21 protein-coding genes and 1 pseudogene are annotated in these 23,936 nt (G+C 58.6%); 3 read left to right on the top strand and 19 right to left on the bottom strand.

The features are described 5' to 3' along the window. Positions 1–21: 21 nt before the first annotated feature. From LOZ74_RS18220 to LOZ74_RS06235, 3 genes are read right to left on the bottom strand one after another with little or no spacing between them, the layout of a single operon-like run. A complete protein-coding gene (locus LOZ74_RS18220) occupies positions 22–156 on the bottom strand; it encodes a hypothetical protein (protein ID WP_255673982.1) in 135 nt (44 codons plus the stop codon). Positions 157–202: 46 nt separating this feature from the next. Further along, complete coding sequence (locus LOZ74_RS06240; RefSeq protein ID WP_230293314.1) at positions 203–1,330, bottom strand: polysaccharide pyruvyl transferase family protein; 1,128 nt, start codon at positions 1,328–1,330, stop codon at positions 203–205. 18 nt (positions 1,331–1,348) lie between these two features. Next, a complete protein-coding gene (locus tag LOZ74_RS06235) occupies positions 1,349–2,887 on the bottom strand; it encodes a lipopolysaccharide biosynthesis protein (RefSeq protein WP_230293313.1) in 1,539 nt (512 codons plus the stop codon). A gap of 978 nt (positions 2,888–3,865) precedes the next feature. On the opposite strand from LOZ74_RS06235, the gene LOZ74_RS06230 reads away from it, so the two are divergent. After that, positions 3,866–5,013 (top strand): IS3 family transposase gene (locus tag LOZ74_RS06230; protein WP_370638881.1). Its coding sequence is split into 2 segments (ribosomal slippage): positions 3,866–4,121 and positions 4,121–5,013, totalling 1,149 coding nucleotides; the frame shifts between segments, so codons are not numbered across the junction. Between the two features lie 50 nt (positions 5,014–5,063). Here LOZ74_RS06230 and LOZ74_RS06225 read toward each other — a convergent pair. The 4 genes from LOZ74_RS06225 to LOZ74_RS06210 all read right to left on the bottom strand — a co-directional run bounded on the left by LOZ74_RS06225 (position 5,064) and on the right by LOZ74_RS06210 (position 9,659). Next, entirely contained in the window at positions 5,064–5,597 is a 534-nt protein-coding gene (locus LOZ74_RS06225) for a hypothetical protein (protein ID WP_230293311.1), read from the bottom strand. Continuing rightward, positions 5,598–7,586, bottom strand: a complete 1,989-nt coding sequence (locus LOZ74_RS06220; RefSeq protein WP_230293310.1) for a DNA/RNA helicase domain-containing protein — start codon at positions 7,584–7,586, stop codon at positions 5,598–5,600. A gap of 790 nt (positions 7,587–8,376) precedes the next feature. Continuing rightward, a complete protein-coding gene (locus LOZ74_RS06215; protein WP_007163868.1) occupies positions 8,377–8,988 on the bottom strand; it encodes a DUF2231 domain-containing protein in 612 nt (203 codons plus the stop codon). 233 nt (positions 8,989–9,221) lie between these two features. Next, entirely contained in the window at positions 9,222–9,659 is a 438-nt protein-coding gene (locus LOZ74_RS06210; protein ID WP_230293309.1) for a hypothetical protein, read from the bottom strand. 175 nt (positions 9,660–9,834) lie between these two features. Between LOZ74_RS06210 and LOZ74_RS06205 the strand changes: the two genes are divergently transcribed. Next, the gene (locus LOZ74_RS06205) at positions 9,835–10,122 is read left to right on the top strand and encodes a hypothetical protein (protein ID WP_230293308.1); all 288 of its coding nucleotides are present in this window, start codon (positions 9,835–9,837) and stop codon (positions 10,120–10,122) included. A 93-nt stretch (positions 10,123–10,215) separates the two neighbouring features. Then, complete coding sequence (locus LOZ74_RS06200; RefSeq protein WP_230293307.1) at positions 10,216–10,656, top strand: hypothetical protein; 441 nt, start codon at positions 10,216–10,218, stop codon at positions 10,654–10,656. Between the two features lie 12 nt (positions 10,657–10,668). On the opposite strand, the pseudogene LOZ74_RS06195 reads toward LOZ74_RS06200, so the two are convergent. From LOZ74_RS06195 to LOZ74_RS06140, 12 genes and pseudogenes are all read right to left on the bottom strand, one after another. Next, a pseudogene (locus LOZ74_RS06195) lies at positions 10,669–10,908 on the bottom strand (YHS domain-containing protein); the annotation flags it as partial. Between the two features lie 12 nt (positions 10,909–10,920). Then, positions 10,921–12,471 carry a multicopper oxidase family protein gene (locus LOZ74_RS06190; protein ID WP_219148362.1) on the bottom strand — a complete coding sequence of 517 codons (1,551 nt, stop codon included), beginning with the start codon at positions 12,469–12,471 and terminating at the stop codon, positions 10,921–10,923. A gap of 56 nt (positions 12,472–12,527) precedes the next feature. After that, a complete protein-coding gene (locus tag LOZ74_RS06185; protein WP_230293306.1) occupies positions 12,528–12,911 on the bottom strand; it encodes a copper-binding protein in 384 nt (127 codons plus the stop codon). Next, entirely contained in the window at positions 12,890–16,057 is a 3,168-nt protein-coding gene (locus LOZ74_RS06180) for an efflux RND transporter permease subunit (protein WP_230293305.1), read from the bottom strand. Before LOZ74_RS06180 ends, LOZ74_RS06185 begins: the two co-directional genes overlap by 22 nt. Further along, positions 16,054–17,547, bottom strand: a complete 1,494-nt coding sequence (locus LOZ74_RS06175) for an efflux RND transporter periplasmic adaptor subunit (protein WP_230293304.1) — start codon at positions 17,545–17,547, stop codon at positions 16,054–16,056. Before LOZ74_RS06175 ends, LOZ74_RS06180 begins: the two co-directional genes overlap by 4 nt. Beyond that, positions 17,544–18,779 carry a TolC family protein gene (locus LOZ74_RS06170; RefSeq protein WP_219148355.1) on the bottom strand — a complete coding sequence of 412 codons (1,236 nt, stop codon included), beginning with the start codon at positions 18,777–18,779 and terminating at the stop codon, positions 17,544–17,546. The genes LOZ74_RS06175 and LOZ74_RS06170 overlap by 4 nt, the downstream gene beginning before the upstream one ends. A 721-nt stretch (positions 18,780–19,500) precedes the next feature. Then, on the bottom strand, positions 19,501–20,853 hold the full coding sequence (locus LOZ74_RS06165) for a rhodanese-like domain-containing protein (protein ID WP_219148353.1): 1,353 nt from the start codon (positions 20,851–20,853) through the stop codon (positions 19,501–19,503). A gap of 71 nt (positions 20,854–20,924) precedes the next feature. Continuing rightward, complete coding sequence (locus LOZ74_RS06160) at positions 20,925–21,629, bottom strand: NAD(P)-dependent oxidoreductase (protein WP_219149929.1); 705 nt, start codon at positions 21,627–21,629, stop codon at positions 20,925–20,927. A gap of 92 nt (positions 21,630–21,721) precedes the next feature. Then, a complete protein-coding gene (locus tag LOZ74_RS06155) occupies positions 21,722–22,210 on the bottom strand; it encodes a DUF6692 family protein (protein WP_219148351.1) in 489 nt (162 codons plus the stop codon). Beyond that, the gene (locus LOZ74_RS06150) at positions 22,207–22,734 is read right to left on the bottom strand and encodes a DUF305 domain-containing protein (protein ID WP_219148349.1); all 528 of its coding nucleotides are present in this window, start codon (positions 22,732–22,734) and stop codon (positions 22,207–22,209) included. The genes LOZ74_RS06155 and LOZ74_RS06150 overlap by 4 nt, the downstream gene beginning before the upstream one ends. Beyond that, on the bottom strand, positions 22,731–23,144 hold the full coding sequence (locus tag LOZ74_RS06145; protein ID WP_230293302.1) for an ion channel: 414 nt from the start codon (positions 23,142–23,144) through the stop codon (positions 22,731–22,733). Before LOZ74_RS06145 ends, LOZ74_RS06150 begins: the two co-directional genes overlap by 4 nt. Continuing rightward, entirely contained in the window at positions 23,141–23,884 is a 744-nt protein-coding gene (locus tag LOZ74_RS06140) for a glutaredoxin (protein ID WP_230293301.1), read from the bottom strand. Before LOZ74_RS06140 ends, LOZ74_RS06145 begins: the two co-directional genes overlap by 4 nt. Between the last annotated feature and the right edge of the window lie 52 nt (positions 23,885–23,936).

Raw genomic sequence — 23,936 nt, 5'->3', positions numbered from 1 at the left:
TGCAGCGAGCCATTCCGTGGTTCAGTCGTGCTTGGGCGAAAGCGCATAGCAATCGTTGAAATTGTCGGTGCCGATCATGCTATCGCCACGTGCAAGCAAAGCCTTTGCCAGCGCCGCTCCTATGAAGCCGGACGAGCGGATAATCCAAACCTGCATGAATTCTTCCTGCAGACAGTCATCGATACCCTACCCTGTTTGAAGCTCAGCCGGCCTTTTTCGCAATGATTGCAAAGATCTTGTCCCACATCGCTTCAGCCTTGGCCTTTTCCGCCTTGGCATGGGGCGCGATCCGGCGCGACAATTCGCCCGAACGCACCTGCGCGATGAAATCCATGACCAGCGCAGTCCAATCCTGATCGTTCGACAGATCAAGGTTCCAGCGCTCCATGCCGTAATCCCGCAGTAACTCCTCATATTTGTGCGACCAGCCGCATGCGATGACCGGCACTTCGTTAGACAGCGCGCTGACCAGCGAATGGAAGCGGGAGGAGATTATGAAGGCAGACTCGGCAATGACGGCCTTGGTTTGTAGCGTGGAATCGATTTCTACAATGGGAACCGGGTTCACAAGCCTAGCATTGATCCGGTCAGCAATGCCGCGGTCGCTCCGCCCTTCGTGGAGAAGGATGCGCAGGTCAATACCCGCGGCGATCGCGGTTTTGGCCGCCTCGCTCATAAAATGCAGATAAGCTTCGGTCCGGCCTTTGTCTCCCGACGCGAGCACCTTCTCATTCGGGATCAGCCAGGCCACGCCGCTCAACGACGCATGCTCAGGATCGAGAGCAGGTAAAAGCAAATTCGTGAAGTCGGGCGACTGGGTGACCCTGTTCATATCCACCCCGGCCTTGCCCGCAAGCCGCATCGATTGTTCGTCGCGCAGGAAGACAACATCGAAATTGTTCACGGCCTCCGCAAAACCCTTGGTAAATTCCACATCCTCGAACGGTCCGACCGCTTGGGGCAGCATTATGGTGATGTGACCGTACTCCCGCGACTCGCGTGATCGGCGGCTGAGGTTGCGGATGTTCCGCGCCCCCCAGAAGTCACCATAGGCAAATCCCGAGGCGTCAAGCGAGACCGTTACCTCGCGCCGCTTGATCAGGTTGTTCATGCGCAGGACCCAGCTCGGCAACATTAGCTGCAGCCGTTGCAGCTTGCGCATCGGTTCCAGCGTACCGACGACGTCGAGACCGTAACGGCCCTCGGGCTTCATTTCGGTTACTGCGAAACGGGCATCGGGAAAGCGGGCACGAACCTGCTCGCGGATCGCCTCGAGCATGAGGACCGCACCCTTGTTCTTGTACCAGATGCCAACAACTTCAAATATCAAGTTTGTGCCTCCACTTCGTCAGCCCCCGGTTACCGGGCCGCGTTCGGCCAGACCAACGCCCCGCTCTGCGTCCTGTGCCGGGACGCCAACGTGATAGCGGCCGCGACCGACATCGATGAGGTTCACCGCCACCCGCCGCGCATCGCGGCTGAGCCCGAGCGCGACCAGCGTGCCGAGTGCAGATGCGAGGCTGACGCTGATCAACTCGAGGATTGGTACCAATCCGGCATAATCGGCAGCGTATTGTCCGGCGGCGCCCCCGACGAGGGCGCCGATCCCCAGTGGAAGAGACGGAAGAATTGCGCGCAGCTGGTCGCCGGCCGTAATCGTGCCGACCCTTCCGGCAATCAGGAAACGGGCTGGCAACGTCAGCACCGAGCCAATCGAAAAGCCCGCGATCGCAGCAAGAAAGCCGAATTGCGCGCCGATCAACGCCCCCCCTGCCCTGAACACTACGTCGAGCAGGGCGATCAGGCGCAATTCGCCGGCGCGATTTTGAGTGATAAGCAGGTTGCTGATCGGATAGATCCCGCCATAGACCGCGAGCGCGGGTGCCAGATAAGAAAGCGCCTCGCCGCTCTGCTCCCACTGCGGGCCCAGCAGAGTCAGCGCGAGCGACGGCCCGGCAAAAACGATAAACGCCGAGGCCGGGATTAGAAGTACAGAGAGCATTTTGACCAGCGAGAGATATGTGGTGCGGTAATGATCTGGATAGAGCCGAAGCCTTGCGAGAATCGGCATGTTCGCTTGTCCGATCGGCTCAAGTAGATTGCTAAGCGGCAGTTTGAACAAGGCGTATGACCGGTTGAAATAGCCGAGCAGAGCCGAATTGAAGAAGTAGCCGATAATCAATGTAGTCGACTGCCGCGAGGCCTGATTCAGTGTCGCATAGAGCGATGTATTAAAGCCGAAGTACAATAGTTCGCGAATGCCCTCGATGCGCCGTGGCCGACCAGGCATCCAGCGGGTGAGATAGATGTTAATGGCCGCGCGCGCTATCGACTGGGCCACCAGTCCAATGACGATCGCCCAATAGTCGCGGCGAATGATCGCCAGCGCGAGCGTTACGATGAAACCGACCGCGACCGCCGCGGTATCGCAAAAGGCTACCTGCCTGAATTCCAGGTTCCGCTTCATGATCGCATTGTGCTGCATGGCAAAGCCACCGATCGCGAAGCCGATGACCGAACCATACATGATGACGCGAACTTCAGGTTCGTTGAAATAGGCGGCAATCAACGGCGCGCCGGCTACGAAGATCGCCGACATCAACAGCGTCGAGACCACGTTGAACCAGAAACAGAATGTCACCTCGTCCTCGTTGATCTCTCCTTTGCGAAGGATCGCGTTGGTGAGACCGAAATTGCGCAACGCATCGCCGAGCGAAACGACCGCCATCGACATGGCAGCAAGACCGAAATCGCGTGGCGATAGAAAGCGCGCGACCAAGATCGTCGATGCGAGGCCGATCAGAGCCGTCGCGAAACGACGGATCAGAAGCATCATGGGCGCGCTCTTGGCGCGGCTCTGGACCTCTTCGACTGTCATGGATTTCATTATTGAGACCCTAAGGACTGCGGGATTGGGAATGTTCAGACCGACTTAGTGCCCGAAGACTCGAAGCGCGAGCTGCATTGGGCCGATCCATCACGGCAAGTCGCAGCCGCCGCGGTTCGGGACGCCAGAATGAAATCCATGCTTTTCGTGAATTGGAGATTATAAAGCTCGGCAACGAATGGTCGTGATTGTGGCCTATCGCCAATATACTGCATTGCAGCATTCTTAGCTTCAATATCTATGCGGTGGCCTGTTCTCATCATCCTACGAAGTGAATATGGAGCCCCCCCTAGTTTTCCGGGCGCCTTCTATCTTAATCTAGAGGACACGAGGCGACAATACGGAAGCCCAGCATCAGCGATGCCGGCAAGGATGCCTAGATCCGTCAACTGAAGCGTGACCTAGCCCGGGTGACCGAGCATCGCAGCATTCTAAAAGGAGCCACCGCATACTGGACCTGACAACCGACTTCGTCCTTGCCCGAAATACAAAGCGAGATACGTATTTACTGCCCAGCATTGTGTACTGCCCAGCATTGTGATCTTTTGGCGTGCCGGCAATTTGCCAGTGCCTCGCCGCGCAGACGATCAATCCGCCACTCGATCGGCTCGCGGTCAATTTGGGCGGCCGATATGACTGGGCTCGGACAACAGCAGGCCCGGGAGCGGATATCCAGAAGGCAGAGGCATTCACCGGTCGTGCATCATTGGCCAATGAGGTCACCGACATTTTGACGGCCCATGCAATCTATGACGGGTCTTTCATCCCCTCGTCGGGCAGGACAATTGAGGACAATCTCGTCGCCCCCAGAACCGGCTATCAGATTGAAGCCGTCCTCAATATCCTCAGGATTCACCCACTCCCCTGCTGGCTGTACACGGAACCCAGCAGAATCATTGCTCTGCCACCTGAAACTTGGACCATTCGCAGCTAGAGTTTTTGGCCGTAGATTTCCTTGGCTGGGCAAGGAGTCGTGGGATGAAGGCATCGAAGTTTACGGACGCGCAGAAGGCGTTCGTTATCAAGCAAGGTGAGGAAGGAACGCCGGTTGCGGAAATCTGCCGGAAGGCCGGGATCAGCCAGGCAACTTACTTCAACTGGAAGAAGAAGTACGCTGGGCTGATGCCGTCGGAGATGCGCCGGCTACGCGAGCTTGAGGATGAGAACGGACGTCTGAAGAAGATCGTCGCGGACCTGACGCTGGATCGCGAGATGCTGCAGGATGTCATCAAGCGAAAGCTTTAAGGCCGGATCGGAAGCGCGAGCTTATCGACGCTGTTCGGCAGGACTGGCAGGTGACGATCCGCAGGGCATGTTCGGCTTTGCAGTTTGATCGTTCGACCTATCATTACCAGTCCCGTCGTACTGATCCGGCCTTTCTGAAGAAGCGCATCAAGGAAATCTGCGAGACGCATGTCCGCTACGGATACCGGCGGGTATATTACATCCTGCGCCGGGACGGTTGGTGCGTGAACTTGAAGAAGGTCTATCGACTTTACAGGGAGTTGGGCCTGCAGCTCAGGAACAAGACGCCGAAGCGGCGGGTCAAGGCCAAGCTGCGCGAGGATCGCGCACCGGCGGTCCAACCGAACGATGTGTGGGCGATGGACTTTGTTCACGACCAGCTGGCGACTGGGCGCAAGCTTCGTATCCTGACCGTGGTCGATACGTTCTCCCGGCTATCGCCGGTGATCGATCCCCGCTTCAGCTATCGCGGCGAGGACGTGGTTGCCACGCTGGATCGCGCCTGCAGGAAAATCGGCTATCCGAAGACGATCAGGGTCGACAATGGCAGCGAATTTATCTCGCGGGACATGGATCTGTGGGCTTACCAGCGCGGTGTGATCCTGGACTTCTCCCGCCCTGGCAAGCCCACAGACAATGCGTTCATCGAGGCGTTCAACAGCAAGCTGCGCAGCGAATGCCTGAACGCCCACTGGTTCCTGTCGCTGCAAGATGCTTGCGAAAAGCTGGAGGCTTGGCGTAGACACTACAACGAGGATCGACCGCACAGCGCGATCGGGAATATCCCCCCGATCATGCTTGCAAACTCAGCCGGTGAAACCAGCCCACCGAACCTGAGCAAGGCCGAAAACTCCAGACCTGAGCGGTCCAAGGTTGGGTAGCAGAGCAAAGTGGCCCAAGGCTCTACTCGTAACTGGTAGAAACTTCGGGCTCAGACCACTCTGGCAATAGGATCACATTGCCGGGCGAATTGAATACTGATTACCGCTTTTCCAGCCCTAAAATAATCTGCGGCTTCATCATACAGGGCATATTTTGCCGAAGTGCGCTTTGTCATCGAAGGGACCTCAAACCCATTGTCGGGATCGAGAAACACAATTTCACTTTCAGAAAGTGAAGCGACACCGCCTTTATGCCAATCACTGCGCACTGCTGAGCAAATTTCATTGGAGTGATAGAGGGTTCCTGCTGGCAATATGCCCCAGTCAGCGACCCTCCGCAGACGCCGCTCCGATAGGTTTTCAAAGCCCCTGATCTTATCGAATAAATCGGGATCGGCAGCTCGCCATACATTTCCCTTAAGATGGTGCCGCTTCTCACCATCGTTGTTCCCTGGTCGGTCAACATTCTCAGTGCGCGCCAAATACCAACTCACTCCCAAGCGTAGACCTAAGCGGGCATGGATGAATCCTAGGAGCGAATATTTGATGAAATCATGAGAATCTCCGAGGTAACGTTCCTGCACTCAATACTCTCCAGGCGCTGCTATAGTCGAACACCCTGCTTCCATCAGAGTCGTGTAGATTTGGTCAAATTCGGCTGGTCTCAACGTTGGATCGTCGTCGCTTCCATTCGGCACAAAAATGATATTCCCTACCCGCGCTCTGGTTAGCAGCACACGATATGCGTTGATCCGGTATTGGCTCGCTTCGGGTGAATTGAGATTGGTCCACCTTGGCGCCCGCATCTTTCGCGGCTGCCAATCATCACCAGACCAGATAAGATCATTGCCCCAACACAGGCACGCATAGTCGATCTCCAGACCTTGGCTGACGAACTCTGAGAGGGGAACTTCAAGCGCGTTTGAGGATCGAAAATCGTCGCCATCGCGTAAGAACCAGTGAACAACGCGATCCAACTCATTCGACATGGGAGACGGCGGCACGCCTTCTCCAAGCAATCGAACTGCGCCAGAACTCGCCAGGAGGCCAACTCGGTGATGCCCCCTGCTCCGCGCCTTGAGCCACCGCTTAGCCTCGTCAAGATCCCTGGTCACATATGCTGGCGGGCCTTCCAGCTCCTCAGCAATCCCTGCTGCCCCTTTGATGTCGCCGGCGAGCAATGCACCTACCCAGCGACCTTGCTTAGGATTTCTATGGGCACGAAGATTTGCCTGAAGGTGGAGTTCCCTATGAACTGTCGGGCGCAACTCGTCCCCCACGTCACCATCGAGCAAACCGGTGAGACCGCCTTCTCCACGTAACATCGCGTTTGAGACATGAGCATCCCATTCGGGATTGTCGCGCAGCGCTTCACCCCACAGCGCTAGTCCGCCCTCACCGCGGTTGATCTCCTGCCCAGGTCCGACAAGACAGACCAAGCAAGCCCAATCTAACCGACCCATGATTTCCAGGAAAAGTTCAGGCTCAGATTTCCTACGGCCCAAAAGCTTCAGCCCCGTCTCCGCATCCCAAGCACGCTGCGCCTCGTCGAAAACGATCACATGCTCCGGCGGGTCAGCATCTTCTTCTGCATGGTCTTTGAGATACCCTAGGAGGGTTTGCAAAGCTTGCTGAGCTTGTCGCTTCGCTTCCGTGGCGGTGATCCCCAGCCGATCTCTAGCATCCTCAGCGATCGCTGCCTGGAGTACGAAGACCAAAGGTCGGTTGCCGCTTAGGAGTGCGGCTGGTTCATCAGGATCGGCATCGACCTTCTTTGAAAACACCAGGTCAAGACCGAGAAGCGTCTTTCCCGATCCAGGTTCGCCAGTCACAAAGCATACAACCTTCCGGCCGCGCAGCTTGGCGTCTCTAGCTATCTCGCGGAGTTTGGTGGCAGTCCGTTCAATTGCCTCGGAAGACGCATCTGCCCTACCGATTTCCTCGACAGAGTGACCGGCATAAAGCGCCCTGGCCGTTGAGACGATATTGGGCGTCGGATTGTATGGCGCTGCATCGAAGCCCTCCCAGTCCAATGATTGTCCATCGCCTGCAGATATGATCGCTTGAAGCGCTTTTGACAGCCCTTCCCCGTTGACCAGCGTGCATCCGGTCACATCGTCGGTCAGATCCAAATTTATGCGGCAGAGACCGTCAGGCGCGCTGTCAGCACAAAGGACAGGGTAGATGTTGTGATTGTCACTAGCCGAGTGGAAGTCCCTCAAGCAAAGCGCATAATCAACGGTCTGAGCTATTTCTGCCGAACCGAACGATTGAGATCCGATCTTGAACTCAAGGCAAATGATAGCACCATTCGCGATGATGATTGCATCGATCCGGCGCTCTAACCGAAATAGAGGTAGCTCTAGCAAAATCCCATCTGGTGGCGTGTCCAGTTCACTCAGCGCACTTTGAAGCAGCGCTATCTGCCGTTGCCAAGCCTTGATCTGCTGGCTCTCATCACCGGCGTGCTGGAGCCCAACGCGGATCGCAAGTGCGCCCAGGATTGTCTGCGGGTCTTTAGTGATGAAGTCTGCGCCGGAACTGGCAAAGAACGATCGAGTGTTGCTGGTCACATAGGCTCGCTGTTGCATTAGCCCGTAACGTAACGGGCATCGAGCATCAGCGTAGGTCGAATGGACTTAGCAGCCAATAATGCGAGGATATTCATACCCAGACATCGCACACACCAATTAACGCCGAGTGATTGGCCTGATATGGATGTAATGTCTGGAAATTGGTAGCGGAGGAGGGAAATATAGAGAGCATATAACGTGCTGATTTACCTAATAAACTTTTTGAGTCGTCTTGCAAATACCCCCATCAATACCCCCAAAATCGGACAGATGAGATAAAGCGCCTTTGGCAAACGACGACTTGTTATTCGTAGTGACTGGTAAAACGAGCGTCGGCCGTTTTTGGGCCGATCAGAAGGCGAAACGCCAGGTCACGATCCATGCGCCTGATCGGACATCGAGGGCATGTCATGGTCGGGCATGGATGGCATATAGTGGCCCGCATGAGGATCGGGTGTGTTGCTAGGCTGGGCATTCACCGGCGGGGGAGTGGCCGCAGGGGACGACGCTACTACCGGAGTGCTCGCCGGTCGGTCTGGTTGCCTACCGGCAGTCGCAGCTTCACCCGACCGGTTCGTGTTGGCCTCTCCAGCGGGAAAGGCAGCGTTGTCTCTTTCGCCTTCGCCAGCACCTGTGCTCTCGGTCGGCGGGGCCGTATACAGTGGCAAGGCTTCAGCTTCTGATGAAGTGTCCTGCGTCTGATCACAGGCAGCGAGCCCTAGCCCCAATGCCGCCGCAGCAAGGGGGGCAACAAACGCGTTCCGATTTGATCTGCGCATCATTCTATCCTTCAAAGCCAGGAGATACCAAGATGATTGGCACCGTGCGCAAGCTCGCCGCCCAGAAATCCCTGCACCAGCACTAGAGCGGCCATGGCAAAGATTGCGGCGCGAAACGCGGTCCGGCTCGCGGAAGCACGGCTCGCCAGATAGGCCATCGCCAGACCGAGAACCGCGATCAGCATTCCGTTCCAGCGATGAACCTGCATCGCAGTATCTCCGCCGAACCAGAGACCGGTATGGATCCAACCGAATATGGCCGCCACGACCGCCCCGGCGGCACCGCCATAAACAAGTACGCGCACTGCCGACTCTAGGCCTGTGCCCTTCCGTGCGATGACGAATAGCTCGGTGAGAGCGGCCATAAAGAACAAGGCGATCGGAAAGTGTACGGTGGCGGGATGCAGCGACTTGAGCACACCGACCACGCCCTTGTCGCCTTCGTCTGCATCTTGTCCCTTCGCCCCGTCATGATCAGCAGCCGTGTCGCCGTGTCCCTGCGCAGCCTGGATATCTTTTGACGCCGCATCGGAGACGACAGCACTGGCCGCTTCGCCATGTTCCTCGTCGCCATGGGCCTGGGCCGGACTTATCCAGAGCAGACTGGCGGCCACAATAGCCATGAATTGTATTCGTTTCATTCTCTACGGGCTCCGGTCTTGGCGATGGTCGTGCAACCTATTGTGTCTGTAATGCTCTGCGAACCTTCATCTCTTGCGGTGATAGAGCGCGGCGATCGTCGACGCGTGAGGGTTCAAATTTTACTCACGAGATGGTCGGACCTCCTGCCTTGCACCGCGCCCTGGTAAGAGTGTGGCCAGGCTCAGGCACAAAGCGAGAGCCCGGCCACCGCCTCCTAATCGTCTTGCGCCATGTTCTCGTGAGCCGCCATCTGCTCCATCATGTCATGCATCATCATCATGTGCTGGTGACAGGCCGCCATCATATCGGCGTTGTCCCCCTGCATCATGCCCGCCATGTGTTCCTGCATTTTTGCACGATGTTCGGCCATAAGCCTTTGGCGTTCGGCAGGATCGCTCGCCGCGTGGGCCTGCTGCATCAGCGCGCGCATTTCAGCCATCTTCTCGCGGTGGGCCGTCATGGCCGCCGAATCCTGCATCATATGGCCAGCGTGTGACTGCTGCTGCGCCGCCGCTTGATCCCCGTGGTCATGCTGTTGCCGGGCCATTGCCGGGGTGGTTGCCAGGCCGGTGGCGAGCGCGAAAGCTAGAACTGTCCGTTTCATGGTCGATTTCCTTTCGTCGGTCTTGCGGTGGATGCTGTGTGCAGTCATCCTCTTTACGCAGCCGCCATCTCTTCCCCTCAAACAATCCGCAGCAGCGGTGGGGCTGGTGGGCCGAAGCACGGCCGGTTGCAGCGGTGCTGTTTTTCGGCCACCTTTTTGAGAGAAGCCGATAACGACGAATGGGGAGTATCATGGTGCCAGCAGAGCCGTCGGAGAAGCAGTCGTGAGCACGGTCAATGAGAACGGCAGCTGGGATATCCCGGAGCCCGATCATGCCGATCTGGTGCAAATGCGCATTCGCCTCATTACTCTCGAGAACATAGTTCTTGGCCTCTTGTCCGGGGCGAGCGATGAACAGATCGAACAGATCAGGAAACGAGCGGACATGATCGAACCGCGCCCTGAGGCGAGCCGACATCCGCTTACCGAACTGGCAGCAGGTGACATGCGGAAATTTCTCAAACGCGCTGCTCGCATGGCCGAGTCGGAGGGCCGCGAAAATCATGACTGATCCGGGCTTTGGGGCAGCGAAGGCGCTATGCAGGAAGTGGAAATCCGGCCGCTTGCTATTTGCTGGCGCAGATTATTCCGGCGTACCTGCAGCATGACCAGAACCCATTGGCTGATCCTTATTTGCGGGAGCCTGATCGCGTTCGTCTGGGAGATTTTCCAGATGCCATTCTTCGAACCGGGTGATCTCGAACCCTTCGAGCGGACCATTCGCTGCGGCATTGCAAGCCTGGGCGATGGCGTGATCCTGCTCACAGCCTACAGCCTTGCAGCATTGCGCGGCGGGCGCGCGTGGCTCTGGCAAGCCGCAAAAATGCCTTATGCGATCTATTTCGGCTTCGGGCTTGTCGTCGCGATCGCCGTCGAAATGATCGCCACATCGCTTCCGGCAAACAGTTTCCTGAGCTGGCGCTACAGCGAGTTGATGCCGCACGAGCCAGTGACGGGCCTGGCGCTGATACCAATCGCGATGTGGACGATCGTGCCCGCGCTAACCATCCTTCTGGTCCGCTTCGCGCACGTCGAGCCTGATTGACTTAGTAACGCGTTCAGGGTGCATCGGACAGGTGTAGATCGTGCCTTCAGGCACATCCTCGACCGCGTCGAGATGCGCACCCGAAAGATAGAGCTCGGGATCGGCGACGAACTTGTCGTGACAGCGCGGCGAACAGAAATAGTGTGTCGCGCCCTCATGCGTCGCGCTATGCTCGGCCCCGTCGATTGCAACGATCATGCCGCATACCGGGTCGATCGCGGTACCCTCGATCACGCTCTTGTCCTTGCTCATCGCCTGTCCTTCCTAGCTCTTCACGACTACGAACTGCCCCATCATGCCTGCATCCTCGTGTTCGAGAATGTGGCAATGATACATGTAGGGCAGGTCCGGATCGGTGTGTTCTTCAAAACGCAAGAGAAGGCGCACCTGCTCGCGCGGATTGACGATAACGGTATCCTTCAAACCGGTTTCCAGTGGTGGGGGTGCTCGCCCATCGCGGTCGATCACACGAAACTGGGCGTTATGGATATGAAACGGATGGGCCATCATCGAAGCGTTGGCGATCTCCCAGATTTCCCATTGGCCGACCGGCACACGTTCGTTGATCACATTCATGTCCATCGCAGCACCGTTAATGGACATTCCGCCGCCCATCATGCCCATGTCGAGAACGAAACGCCGGGTTCGGACGGCTGACGACGGGTCAGGTGGGGCAAGCGATGCCAGCTGTGTCGGCACCCTGGCTGGCTGAGCCGACCTTGCCGGCCTGATATCGAGGATTTGAAACACGTCTCCGGAAGCATCGCCGCTATTGCCGCGACCCATCATCCCGCCGCCCATCATTCCGCGTCCGCGTCCGCCCATCATGCCCATGGTGCTTTCAGGACTGGTGGCAAGAAGGCGAAGCGGGCGTCCTTCCGAGAGATCGATGATGACCTGCGCGCGCTCCCCCGGGGCGAGCCTCACCGAGCGGACGATGTGCGGACGATCGAGCAAGCCGCCATCACTCGCGATCAGTTGCATCGAACGATCACCTTCGAGCGAAAAATCGTAAAAGCGGGCGTTCGATCCGTTGAGGATGCGCAGACGCAATTGGCCTGTCTGTGCGTCGAACACGGCGTTTTCAGTACCGTTGACGAATATCCGGTTCCCGCGCACGCCCATCATCCGCGTGTGCATGCTCAGCGGGTACACCAACCGGCCAGATCCATCGATGACGCGGTCCTGAACGATCAGCGGAATGTCGTCGACACCATAGTCGCTCGGCAAGTCGAGGCGCTCTTCCTCGTCATCGCGAACATAAATCGGCGCGGCAAGCCCGGCATAGACCTGCGGCCCAGCTTCGCGTTCCAAATGCGAATGACACCAGTAGAGCGAAGCCCGCTGGCGAACTTCGAAAGAGGGGCTCCAGCGTTCGCCGGGACGGATCAACTGATGCGGTCCGCCATCGGCTGCGGCAGGAAGTTCGAAACCATGCCAATGGACCGTAGCGCCTTCGGCCAGCTTGTTGTCGATATGGAACTGCACCCACTCGCCCCGGCGCATTTCCAGCGTCGGTCCCAGATAGGGTGCGTCGATGCCGATGGTGGGCGAAGCAACACCGGGGACGAATTCCTTCTGGCCTGGGGTCAAAGACAAGCGGAAAACCCGCGCGCCCTGCTCCATCTCGCCACTCTGCAAGGGCGGTATGGCGAGCGGATTGGACCCGTCAGTGCTGTCCAGCATCGATGCGTCTTGCGCTTTGCATCCCGCAAGCGGGAACGCGGCAAAGCCTGCAGCAGCAAAACCAGCGCTTTTGATCAGTGTGCGGCGGTCCACGGGGAATGCTTGGGTGATGGGGGGTGTCCGGATCATGCTCCTCCTGTTTCGCGATGGGCGGCACCAGATTTGCCTGGCACCACCCAACCGATTTACTCCTTCGTGATCGACGTGATCACACTGCCTTCAGAACCAGTACGAAATTCAAAGGCAATTCCCTCACCGACGCTTACTTCGCTGCGCAATTGCTCATCGGCTTCGAACGCCATCGTCATCGCCGGCCATTCGATCGCTGGGACCGGGCCGTGGTCGACGGTGATCGTGCCCGCTTCGGCGTCGATGGCGGTGACGGTGCCTTGCGCACTCGCGGTCTGCATTATGCTGCCGGCGTCCATCATCGGCATCTCTTCGCCGTCCATGATCATTTCATTCTCTGCCATCGGCATGTCGTTCATCTCCGCAGTGTCCTGGCCAGAATCGCAGGCCGCCAGCGCCAGCGGGAGGGCCAGTAGGCTCATGAGGGTTGTGGTACGCATTCTTCTTCTCCTTGGGGTTGGGTTGGCCGTTCGGGCCGGGGGCGCCGCATCAACAAATATGCGGCGGGGATAACGAACATCGAAAGCAGCGGCGCGGTGATCATGCCGCCCACCATCGGCGCGGCGATGCGGCTCATGACCTCCGATCCTGCGCCGGTTCCAATGAGGATCGGGAAGAGACCGGCAAGAATGACGGCCACGGTCATTGCCTTGGGACGCACGCGCAGAAGAGCGCCCTCCCTGATGGCTTCGCCCACGCCGTCCGCATCGAGGGCACCGCTGCGCCGGGCCAGCGCAGACTTGAGGTAGATCAGCATGATAACGCCGAACTCCGCCGATACCCCGGCAAGGGCAATGAAACCCACCGATGTCGCAACAGACTGGTTGTAGCCCATCAGATAGAGCAGCCAGAAGCCGCCGGTGAGGGCAAAGGGCAGCGTGCCCATAACAAGTAGCGCTTCGTCGAAGCGGCGGAAGATCAGGTACAGCAAAACGAAAATGATGCCGAGCGTCGCGGGAACGACGACCTGCAACCGCTCATTGGCGCGGGTGAGATATTCAAACTGGCCCGCGTAGGAAATGCTTACACCGGCAGGCAGATCGACGCCCTCTGAAACTGCCGCCTGAAGATCGCTTACGACCGAGGTCAAATCGCGCCCGCGCGTATCGACATAGACCACGCTGATGAGACGGCCTTGCTCATTCTTGAGCATCGGGGGGCCATCGCTGACGCTCACCTGCGCTACGGTGCCGAGCGTAATTTGCTGGCCAGAGGGGGTTAGCAAAGGCAGCGCGTGCAGTTCTGCGAGGCTGTCGCGGATCTCGCGCGGATAGCGCACATTGATGGGATATCGCGCCAATCCTTCGACCGTTCTGCCGATATTCGCGCCGCCGATCGCGCCTGACACAATCTGCTGAACATCGGCGATATTCAGCCCGAAACGCGCCGCAGCGACCCGGTCGATGTCCACATCGACATAGCGGCCTCCCGAAAGACGCTCTGCCAAAGCGGAGCTGACGCCGGGAACCTGTTTTGCGACATTCTCGACCTGCAACGCCACGCGCTCGATCTCGCCAAGGTTCTCGCCAGACACTTTCACGCCTATCGGGCTCTTGATACCGGTCGCGAGCATGTCGATGCGATTGCGGATCGGGGGCACCCAGACATTGGCGAGCCCCGGCACCTGCACCGCACGATCAAGCTCTTCGACGAGCTTCTCCGGCGTCATTCCGGGTCGCCACTCTTCTCGAGGTTTGAACCGGATGGTCGTCTCGAACATCGTGAGCGGCGCCGGGTCTGTTGCGGTATCCGCGCGTCCTGCCTTGCCGAACACGGTGTCGACTTCGGGTACGGATTTGATCAGTCGATCAGTCCGCTGAAGCAATGCCGACGCTTCACCAGGAGACAGACCAGGCAACGCGCTTGGCATATAAAGCAAGTCGCCTTCGTCGAGCGGCGGCAGGAATTCTCCTCCAAGGCGGGTGAACGGGACCAGCGCTGTAAGGAATACGAGGCCTGCCACAACCAAAGTGGTTTTCGGTCGGCGCAGTACCCAATCAAGACCGGGCCGGTAGGCGTTGGTCAGCAAGCGATTGAGGACGTTGGTGTCCTCCTTGGGTATCTTCCCGCGGATCAGCCAGCCCATCAGAACGGGAACCAGCGTCACCGACAGAATGGCGGCCGCCGCCATGGCATAGGTCTTGGTAAAGGCCAGTGGGGAGAAGAGCCGCCCTTCCTGCGCCTGCAGAGTAAACACCGGCAGGAACGATAGGGTTATGATCAGGAGGCTGAAAAACAGCGCTGGCCCCACCTCTTTCGATGCGTCCGCAATCAGTTTCCAGCGCTCATCGTTGGACATCTTCTCGTCGGGATGGTCCTCTTCCCAATGCTCGATATGCTTGTGCGCGTTCTCGATCATGACGATGGCAGCGTCGACCATCGCGCCGATTGCGATGGCGATGCCGCCCAAGGACATGATGTTCGCATCGACCCCCTGGAACCGCATCACGATAAAGGCCGCCAGCACCCCCAATGGAAGCGTGACGATCGCCACCAATGCTGATCGCACATGCCACAGGAACAGTGCGCAAACGATCGCGACGATGATAAATTCGGCGATGAGTTTTCCGGTCAGGTTTTCGATCGAGGCGTCGATCAGCTTCGAACGATCATAGGTCGTGACAATCTCGACCCCTTCAGGAAGACTGGCCTGGAGCACGTCGAGCTTCTCTTCGACAGCCGCGATCGTTGCCCGCGCATCCTCGCCTTGTCTAAGCACAACAATACCGCCTGCGACTTCGCCTTCGCCATTGAGTTCGGCGATTCCTCGCCGCATTTCGGGGCCAAGCTGGATCGTGGCGATATCGGATAGAGTAACCGGTATACCGTTCCCGACTGATTTGAGAGGGATCTGCCGGAAGTCGTCGAGAGACGTGAGATAGCCTGAAGCGCGGACCATAAACTCGGCCTCACCCATTTCAACCACCGATCCGCCAGCCTCCTGATTGGAAGCTTGTATGGCGCGCACGACATCGCTGTAAGTGACGCCAAGCGAAGCCATCCGGTAGGGTTCCAGCACGACCTGGTACTGCTTGACCATGCCGCCCACGCTGGCGACCTCTGCGATGCCCGGAATGGTCTGAAGCTCATAGCGCAGGAACCAGTCCTGAAGGCTTCTGAGCCCAGCAAGGTCGCTGTTCCCAGTTCGGTCAACCAACGCATATTCGTAAATCCAGCCCACGCCCGTCGCGTCCGGCCCGAGCGAGCTGGTCACACCTTCGGGCAATTCGTTTTGCACCTGGTTGAGATATTCGAGCACGCGCGAACGCGCCCAGTAGAGGTCCGTCCCATCCTCGAAGATCACATAGACGAAGCTGTCGCCGAACATCGAATACCCGCGCACTGTTTCCGCGCCCGGCACCGAGAGCATCGTCGTTGCGAGCGGGTATGTGACCTGATCCTCAACGATGCGCGGAGCTTGGCCCGGATAATTAGACCGCACCACGACCTGGACATCAGACAGATCGGGGATCGCATCGACCGGCGTTGCGCGCACCGCCCAGAAGCCGGCGAGCGTGACCGCGAAGGCCGCCAGAACGATGAAAAACCGATTGGCGATCGAGGCATCGATTATGCGCGCGATCATTGGTCGGTCTTCCGAATGGATTCGATGCGCGGACCGGTGTCGTGCTGCGAGAAGGTAAACTCGACCTTGTCGCCCGGTTCAATACCGTCAACTAGAGCGGCGTCGGCGAGGGCGAAGGGCATGACCATGCTTGGCCATTCGAGGGCGGGAACCGGCGCGTGGTTGAGAGTGATCGAAGCACCAGCGATTTTCGTCACTCTTCCCGTAGCGGTGTATGCCCTCATCTTTGGCGAGCCGTCCGACGCCATGCTCATGGTCCCATCGATCGACCTGACGTCGATCCCGCCAAGACTTGCTTCGGAGTCGATCAGGAACTGACCTGAAGTGACGACCTGCTCGCCCTCCGCAACGCCTGCGAGTATCTCTGTCTTGCCATTCGCTTCGCGCCCGATTTCGACCTCGGCAGGCAGGAACGCGCCTTCATCCTGCTTGAGCATCACGAGATTTCGGCGTCCGGTTCGAATGACCGCCTCCGACGGTACCAGCAAGGCTCGCCGTGTGTCGGGTGAAAGCGACACCTGCGCGAACATGCCCGGCTTCAGCCTGCCGCGCGGGTTTGGCAACTCAGCCCGGACGGTGATCGTCCGGCTTGCTGCATCGGCGCTAGGAAGGATGGCAACAATCCGTCCCGCAAATCGCTGATCCGGATACGCTGCCAGGGTCGCACTGATGGGCTGGCCCTGCCGGATATTTGCGGCCTGTGTTTCGGGCACTGAGGCTTCCAGCCATATCGGCGAGAAGCCTGTAATCTCCGCGAGTGTCTGACCTTCCATCACGGTCATGCCTGGACGCACCCCGAGCATTGTTACAGCGCCGCCAACAGGTGCGGTGACTGTAAACGTGTTCTGGACGCGGTGTGTGCGTTCAACGGATGCGATCATCGCGTTTGTCATGCCGAGCAATCGCATTCGCTGCCGCATCGCATCTGCCAGCGCCTTATCGCCAGTATCGAGCACAGCAATGTACTCGCGCTGCGCGCCGCCCCAATCAGGGACGAGAATGTCGACTATCGGAGTGCCTCGACCCACCACATCGTCCTTGGCAAGTCCGTAGGTTCGTTGAACATAACCGCCCGCTCTTGGCTGGACGATGGCAACATCTCGGCTGTTGTAGGCCAGGACGCCCGTTACGGTAATTTCTGGCTCGAGAACTCCGAACTCTGCCGCTGCGGTGCGAATGCCGAAATTCTGGACCAGGCCCGGATCAATCCGGACGCCCGCTTCCGCAGCTTCTCCCGCGCACTTGGGAACCAGCATCATGTCCATGAAGGGCGATTTGCCAGGCTCGTCAAAGCGCTGTCCGGGCACCATCGGATCGTACCAGTAAAGCACCTCTTCGCATTCTGCCGCATCGGAACCGGAGATCCCACCCTCGCTCTCACCGCCTATAAGCGAGAGCGCATATCCCGCGCCGAGGCTGACAAGCGCGACGCCTGCCATGATTGCATAGGTTCGCTTCGTAGGGCCCGAGCTGTCGACTGTATTGCTCATGGCTGCTGCTCCCCGTAAGTCAAGCGAAGCATCTCGGCCCATTCCACGGTCGCAGCTTCGCGTTCAAAGATTTCAAGATCGAGCAAGGCCAAATCCGCCTTTGCTGCAATCACATCGATCAGGTCTGCGTTTCCGGCAGCAAAGCTCGCCGTCTCCAGCTCAACCCTTTGGCGGGCCAGCGGCAGCAATTCATCGTGGGCGCGTTCCCATTGGCGCTTCGCACTGCGCCACGTGGCGAGATCGGATTCGAATTGCACACGCAGTGCCCGCAACCGATCATCGCGCTCAGCCTGCGTAGCGGCAGCCTCTGCCTCGGCGGCACGAATGCGGGGCTTTTGACGTTGATCGGTGAAGATGGGCAGGGTAACCGATCCCATGACAGAGAATGCGTCTCCGAAGGCAGGGTCGCGTCGGCCATAGTTTACGCTCACTCCGAAGTCGGGGCGCAAGTCGGCGCGCGCGAGGTCGGCGTTCGCTTCTGCGCGTCCGGTGGCAGCATCGGCAAGACGGATGACGGGGTTAAGGTCCAGAGCTTGTTCGAGGCTGCCGCTGTCGACATCGGCCGCTGGCGCATTACCCGCGATAGTAGGGTCGTCTGTGTGAATGTAGCTCGAGAGCATGGCGCGCGCGGCATCTCTTTCGGCTTCAATTCTTGTGATTGCATCTTCGATCACAAGGAGCTCGCGGCGAATGGCAAGGCTTTCGGCCGGACGGGCTGCCCCCGACGCGACAGCGCTGTTTGCCACCGGCTGAAGCCTGCGCAGATCGCTCAGCGCCGTATGGGCGAAGGCGAGCTTCTCTTCGGCATAGTACAAGTCGATCCAGGCCGCTGATGTGGCGATATCGATCCGCTGCTGAGCAACTCCAAGCCGCATCTGAGCGACGGCTACATCTGCGCCCGCTACGCCTCTACGGGCTCTGCGCCGTGCAAGGTTCGGGATTGGTTGCTCAATGCCAACAGCAATCTGCGTTGGAAGCTGGCGATCAAACTCGAACGCTACAGGCCCCGTGATTGGCAGGTTTGCAATCCCGCCACGCAAGATAGGATCGGGCAGCTCATCTGCGGCATCCGAGGCATCTCGCGTGCCGTCGATACGCAATTGCGCGGCCTGGAGCAGCGGCTGATCCTCGCGCGCTGCCTGCAAGGCTTCTTCGTAGCCAACCGGCTGCGCGAGCACGACCTGCGCCGGCATCAGGGCGGCGGCAAGGATACCGCCTATGGACCATTTCATGGAAAAATCTCACTTGATTTGCGTGCCGAGGTCCGGCGGCAATGGCGGTGCATTGCAGCGTTAAGACCACGCATTCAGAAGGCAGAATTCGCCCTCAGTTCGTGCAATCAAGTCAGGTTCGTGGAGGTGGACAGTCGGGCGTAGAAACGCGGCTGATGAGTGGGGGAGAAATGCTCGACAAATACAATGGGCCCTCAATGAACGGCTTGGCGCCAGACAGCGATGAACTGCTGCCTACCCAGACAGGAGAAACCGCGTTTGTGGCAAGCAAGCAATCGGCCGACATGTCTTCACAAGGTGCATCAGGACTGCCGTGATGGCTGTGTATGGGCCCATCGCCTTCAGAGTGGTGCATCATTTCAGCACAATCGGAAGCGAGCATCTTCTCCGCTTCGGGCGTAGGCATCGCCTGCACGGGTGATTGGATCACGAAACCAATGCAAAGCAATGTCAGCAAAAAGGAACGCAACCGAACCATCTTCGGAACCCTAGAGACTTTGCGGCTTACCGACAAGAATGCATGTGCTTGAGGAAAAAGGCGCAACCATTGCCTCGGCCATTTGCCACTTTCTAGCCTGAGCCAGTCCCGGCCGACAATCGACGCTATCACGGCCAATGCATGCCGTACATGCCAAGCCTGTGACTTTGGAAAATCACGGCTCGCCGACAGCGGAGCTTCGGGGAAATATGGGATTGAAAGAAGCATGAACGCTGTGATCGTCTATGAACTTTGCTGCTTCCAAGCGCCCATCGAGCCAAGATAGATATCGATCTTGTCGAAACCGCGACTTGCCAGCCAGCCCGCAGCAACGCTCGCCCGCATACCGCTCGCGCACATCAGCGTGTAGTGGCGGCCGCGGTCGAGCTCTTCCCACTGCGTGTTGAGCTCACCGACATAGATATGTTCTGAGCCGTCAATACTTGCTTCTCGTCGTTCGTCCGCGTCGCGCACGTCGAGCAGGATCCACTCGCCGCTGTCCTGACCGAGCCTGCGCGCGACTTCCTCGGTGCCGATCATGGGAATGCTGCGCATCGCTTTGCCCTGTGCGGCGGCTGGAACCACGCCGACATAGCCGCCCACAACATTATCGAGACCGATGCGCACCAGATGGGTCATGGCCTGGGCTAGCTGGTCTTCGTCGGAAGCGACGAGGGCGATCCTGTCGCCTTTACCGAGGAACCATCCCGCAAACGCCGGTATCATTCCCACCGGAAGGCACATGGCACCCGGCAGATGGCCGGCAGCGTAAGCGAGCGGCTCGCGCACATCGACCAGGTGATCAGCGCCGCTCTCGCTAAGGTCTTCCAGCCCCAGACGCCTTGGCCGCATGACGCGCGGCGCGGCATCGGACCCTTCAAGGTTGAGCCGCTCCATCAGCCGGAAATAGGGCGGCTGGTAATGGTGCTCTCCTACCTTCGCGTTGATGAACTCGTCACGGTCGGAGATGCGCAGGCGCGGGTTGTTGCGCCGCTCGTGGCCGATTGTCGAGAATTCCCGTTCAGCCATTCCCGACCCGCAGACCGAGCCCGCACCATGCGCCGGGTAGATAATCGCCTGATCGCCGAGGCCGCAAAGTTTCTGCAGGGAGTCGAAAAGAAGGCCCGCGACTTCTTCCTTGCGCTCGGGATAGAAATCGGTGCGTCCGACATCGCCGACGAACAGGGCATCGCCGGTAAAGACGCCGACCGGTCCCTCGGAATATTCGCTGTCATGGATGACGAAAGCGAGATGATCGTCGGTGTGTCCAGGTGTTTCCAGCACCTCGATCCGCAATTGACCCAGCTCAAAACAATCGCCTTCGCGTGCGGTCTTGGCAAAAACGACTTCGCCTGCCGCGTCGGGCCCGTGATAGACCGTGGCTCCTGTCAAATCGGCCAAAATCGGCGAGCCGCTGATCAGATCTTCATTGCGATGGGTTTCGAAGATGTGCGTTATCTCCAGTCCTTCGGCCCGGGCCTTTTCGACATAGATCTCGCAGTCCCGGCGCGGATCGATGACCGCTGCCTGTCCGCCCGAGCCGATGATATACGAAAGGTGCGAGAGGCCAGGGGTTTTGATCTTCTCCAGAAACATGCGACTTCCTTGTCTATTGCTCAAAGTCTGTAACGTTCGGGCTCGTTACAGATCGAAAAATGATACGACGCTCAATCGATACCGAGTTCGGCCTTGATGGCACCAGGACTTTCGAAACGTTCGGCTTCGGGCCTGCCGATGGCAGGCTTTGCGTTGATCCAGGTGTCTTCGCACACGAATTCAAGCAGGCTCGCCGCGAGATCAGCATGACGGCAGCGGAAACAGCTTTCTGCCAAGCGTTCATCCGTAATGACGGCATCGCCGGTGTAAGGCTTATCCAGGAGCCAGCCCGGACGTGCGGCCGTCCATTTGGTGCCTTGTGCGTCGCTGAGCATCGCTTCCATGGCGCGCATCTGCTCGAGTATATTGAACAATGCAGGCTTGGCAGTGAGTTCAAACCAGGCCGGGACGCTCGACTGATGTTCGACGAAGGCAGCGGAGATTACGGCAATGCGGTCGATCTTCGCTTGTGCCATCGCCTCGAGCAGGTTGCGCGTGCCATCGGTATAGAGCGGCGGTGGATCGATCGCATTGCCCGGACCGAAAGCGACACCGAGGGTCGAGATAACCGCGCGGCAGCCATCGAGATCGCCCGCGAAATTATCCGACAGCACATCGCATTCGATATATTCGAAGTCGCCCACCCGCTCGCCTGGCCCGGGCACGGTGTGTTCAAAGGCGCGGATCGGTATGTCCCGGGCAAGGGCACGCCTCAAGAGCTCGCTGCCGGTCTTCCCGCCTGCGCCGAAGACAGCGATGGGCCTCGTATCGGTCATCTGCTTGTTCCTGTAAAAATGGTGAGGGCGACGAAGGGCGGAGGCGCGGGCGCATGGGTTAGCCGACGGCTCGCCCATGCGCCCTGCCAGTATCAGGCTCCGTCGGCCGGACAGGTGGTATAACCCCAAAAGCCGAACTCATCCTTGGCTCTTGGTGCTGCCACGATCATCTCCTGCATTTGCAGGCCCGCATCGCCTTCATTATCCAGCATGCGGGTTTTGATCCGAAGCTCGCCGTTCGCATAGCTGCCAGGGCCATCGGCGGTCACGGGGATCAATTTGCCATTGATCTTGATCGCTCCGCCCCCGTCACCGTCATAGACAAACGAGGGAAAGGCCACTTCGGTCAGGCGGAACTGGCAGGCCTGTCCTGCGCCCAGAGCAGCAAGGTCCGCGTCATTCATGGTCCCGGGAAGCATGAGGCCCGGGTCAACATTTGCCAGTGCACTGGCCGCGTCCTCGATCGGCGCGGCAGTGGCAGGCGGGTCGAGCTGGGCTTCGCGGTCATTTCCCGGAGCAGTATTCGAATTGCAGGCGGCAAGCGGCAGCGCGATGAGCGCCGTGAAAGCTATCTTGTTCATGGCTGCATCTCCTCGGGCAGGCGTTCTTCGGTCCGCGGACCGTTCTGCTCGATATCGTCTATGAGATATTTCATCTCGGCGATTTCGCGGCGCTGGGCGACTATGATCGCTTGAGCGAGTTCGCGCACGCGAGGATCTTTCAGGCTCGCGCGTTCGCTGGTCATGATCGCGATCGAGTGGTGCGGGATCATCGCTGCCATATATTCGGTATCGTCGACGGTGGTCTGGCTGCGCACCAGCCATAGTGCGAGCGCGAACACAAAGGCGCCGACACCCAGAATGATGAAGTTCTTGGTCCGGTCCTTGTACATGCCCCACATGAAGAGCAGCATGACGACCATCATCATCGCACCCATGACGAACATCATCCAGAAGCGCGTTTCGCTCCAGAAAAGATCATCGACGGTAAAGGTGTTGGCATACATCAGGAAGAACATGATCACGGTCGAGGTCGACACCATGGCCATGAACCGCCAGTAGCTGCCGCCCCCTCCCTTGTCCGAATGGGAGGTCTTTTCAGTCATGCTTTTTCTCCTTTGTGCATCATGGTCCAGAATAGCTGCGCCGAGCAGCTGATGAGAGCGAAGCCGGTGAGGGCTTCGACGCCGGCGAGAACCCGCAGGTGATCGGTTGGGAAAATGTCCGCCAGACCGAGCGTCGTCACGTTGATCAAAGAAAAATAGAAATAGTCCATCGCGGTCATCGCGCCGGCCTGCCGGAAGCCGCCCAGACCCAGCTCCTCGCCGATCCAGAAGCCGGCGGCGAAGAACGCCGCGACGGTCAGATGCGAGAAAAGAACGAGCAGTGCGATGCCCAGCTTGTGCAGAAGGCTGCAGTTTTGCTCGAGCAGCGTATGGCCCGCATTCAGTATGACGAGGTGCGAGCCCACCGATAATAAGAACAGCGAGGTCGCCAGGATCAAAGCGAGGATCATGTAAAGACTTTGAGACCCATCCAGAGCCCCATCCCCATCATGAACAGGTTCTCGGTCAGCGAGACGAAGCCGAGCGGGACGTTGCTGCTGCCCCCGACGCAGGCGCATTTGAGCTCACGCTTGTCAATATAGACGGCCTTGAAGACGCTCACTGCACCGATGGTTCCGATAAAAAGCGCCAAAGGAGCCGACAGCCATACCAGCGCTCCAGCGGTCATCAGGATGCCGGCCGCCGCTTCGCCAAAGGGATAGATGAAGGAATAGGGAACCCACCGTTTGGCGAGCAGATCGTAATTGAGGAACATGGTGGAGAAACTGCGCACGTCCTGGAGTTTCTGAACGGCGAGCAATGTCATCGAAAGGCTGACGAACCATTCGGCGGCCCGAACGGTGAAGAGATCGTCAAAAAACGCCCAGCTTAGCCCGAGCGCGAGCAGCAGCGCGACGGCGAAAATCGCAATGACCGGCTGATAGCTTGTTTCGCCCTCTTCGGGTTGGCTGCGACTCTTACCGAAATACTCGCGCACGTCATCATATCCGCCGATCCGCTTGTCATCGATAAAAGTCTGCGGGGTCGTTTCGACGCCGTGCTCTTCCTTGAACGCGTCGGTCTCCGAGCGGCTTGTCAGATGATTGTCTTCGACCTTGAAGCCCTGGCGCTTCAAAAGGTCGACAGTTTTGATACCGTAGGGACAAGTGTGGTCGTCCATCACCATACGGTAAACACGCGCAGTTTTCATGCCTTTACAGCCCCTTGTTCACAAGCACAGCCCGGGGCTGCTTATTCCAATC

The organism is Croceicoccus sp. Ery5 (assembly GCF_020985325.1).
In the GTDB taxonomy this organism is placed as follows: domain Bacteria; phylum Pseudomonadota; class Alphaproteobacteria; order Sphingomonadales; family Sphingomonadaceae; genus Croceicoccus.
This window is presented reverse-complemented; position numbering and strand designations above follow the sequence as displayed.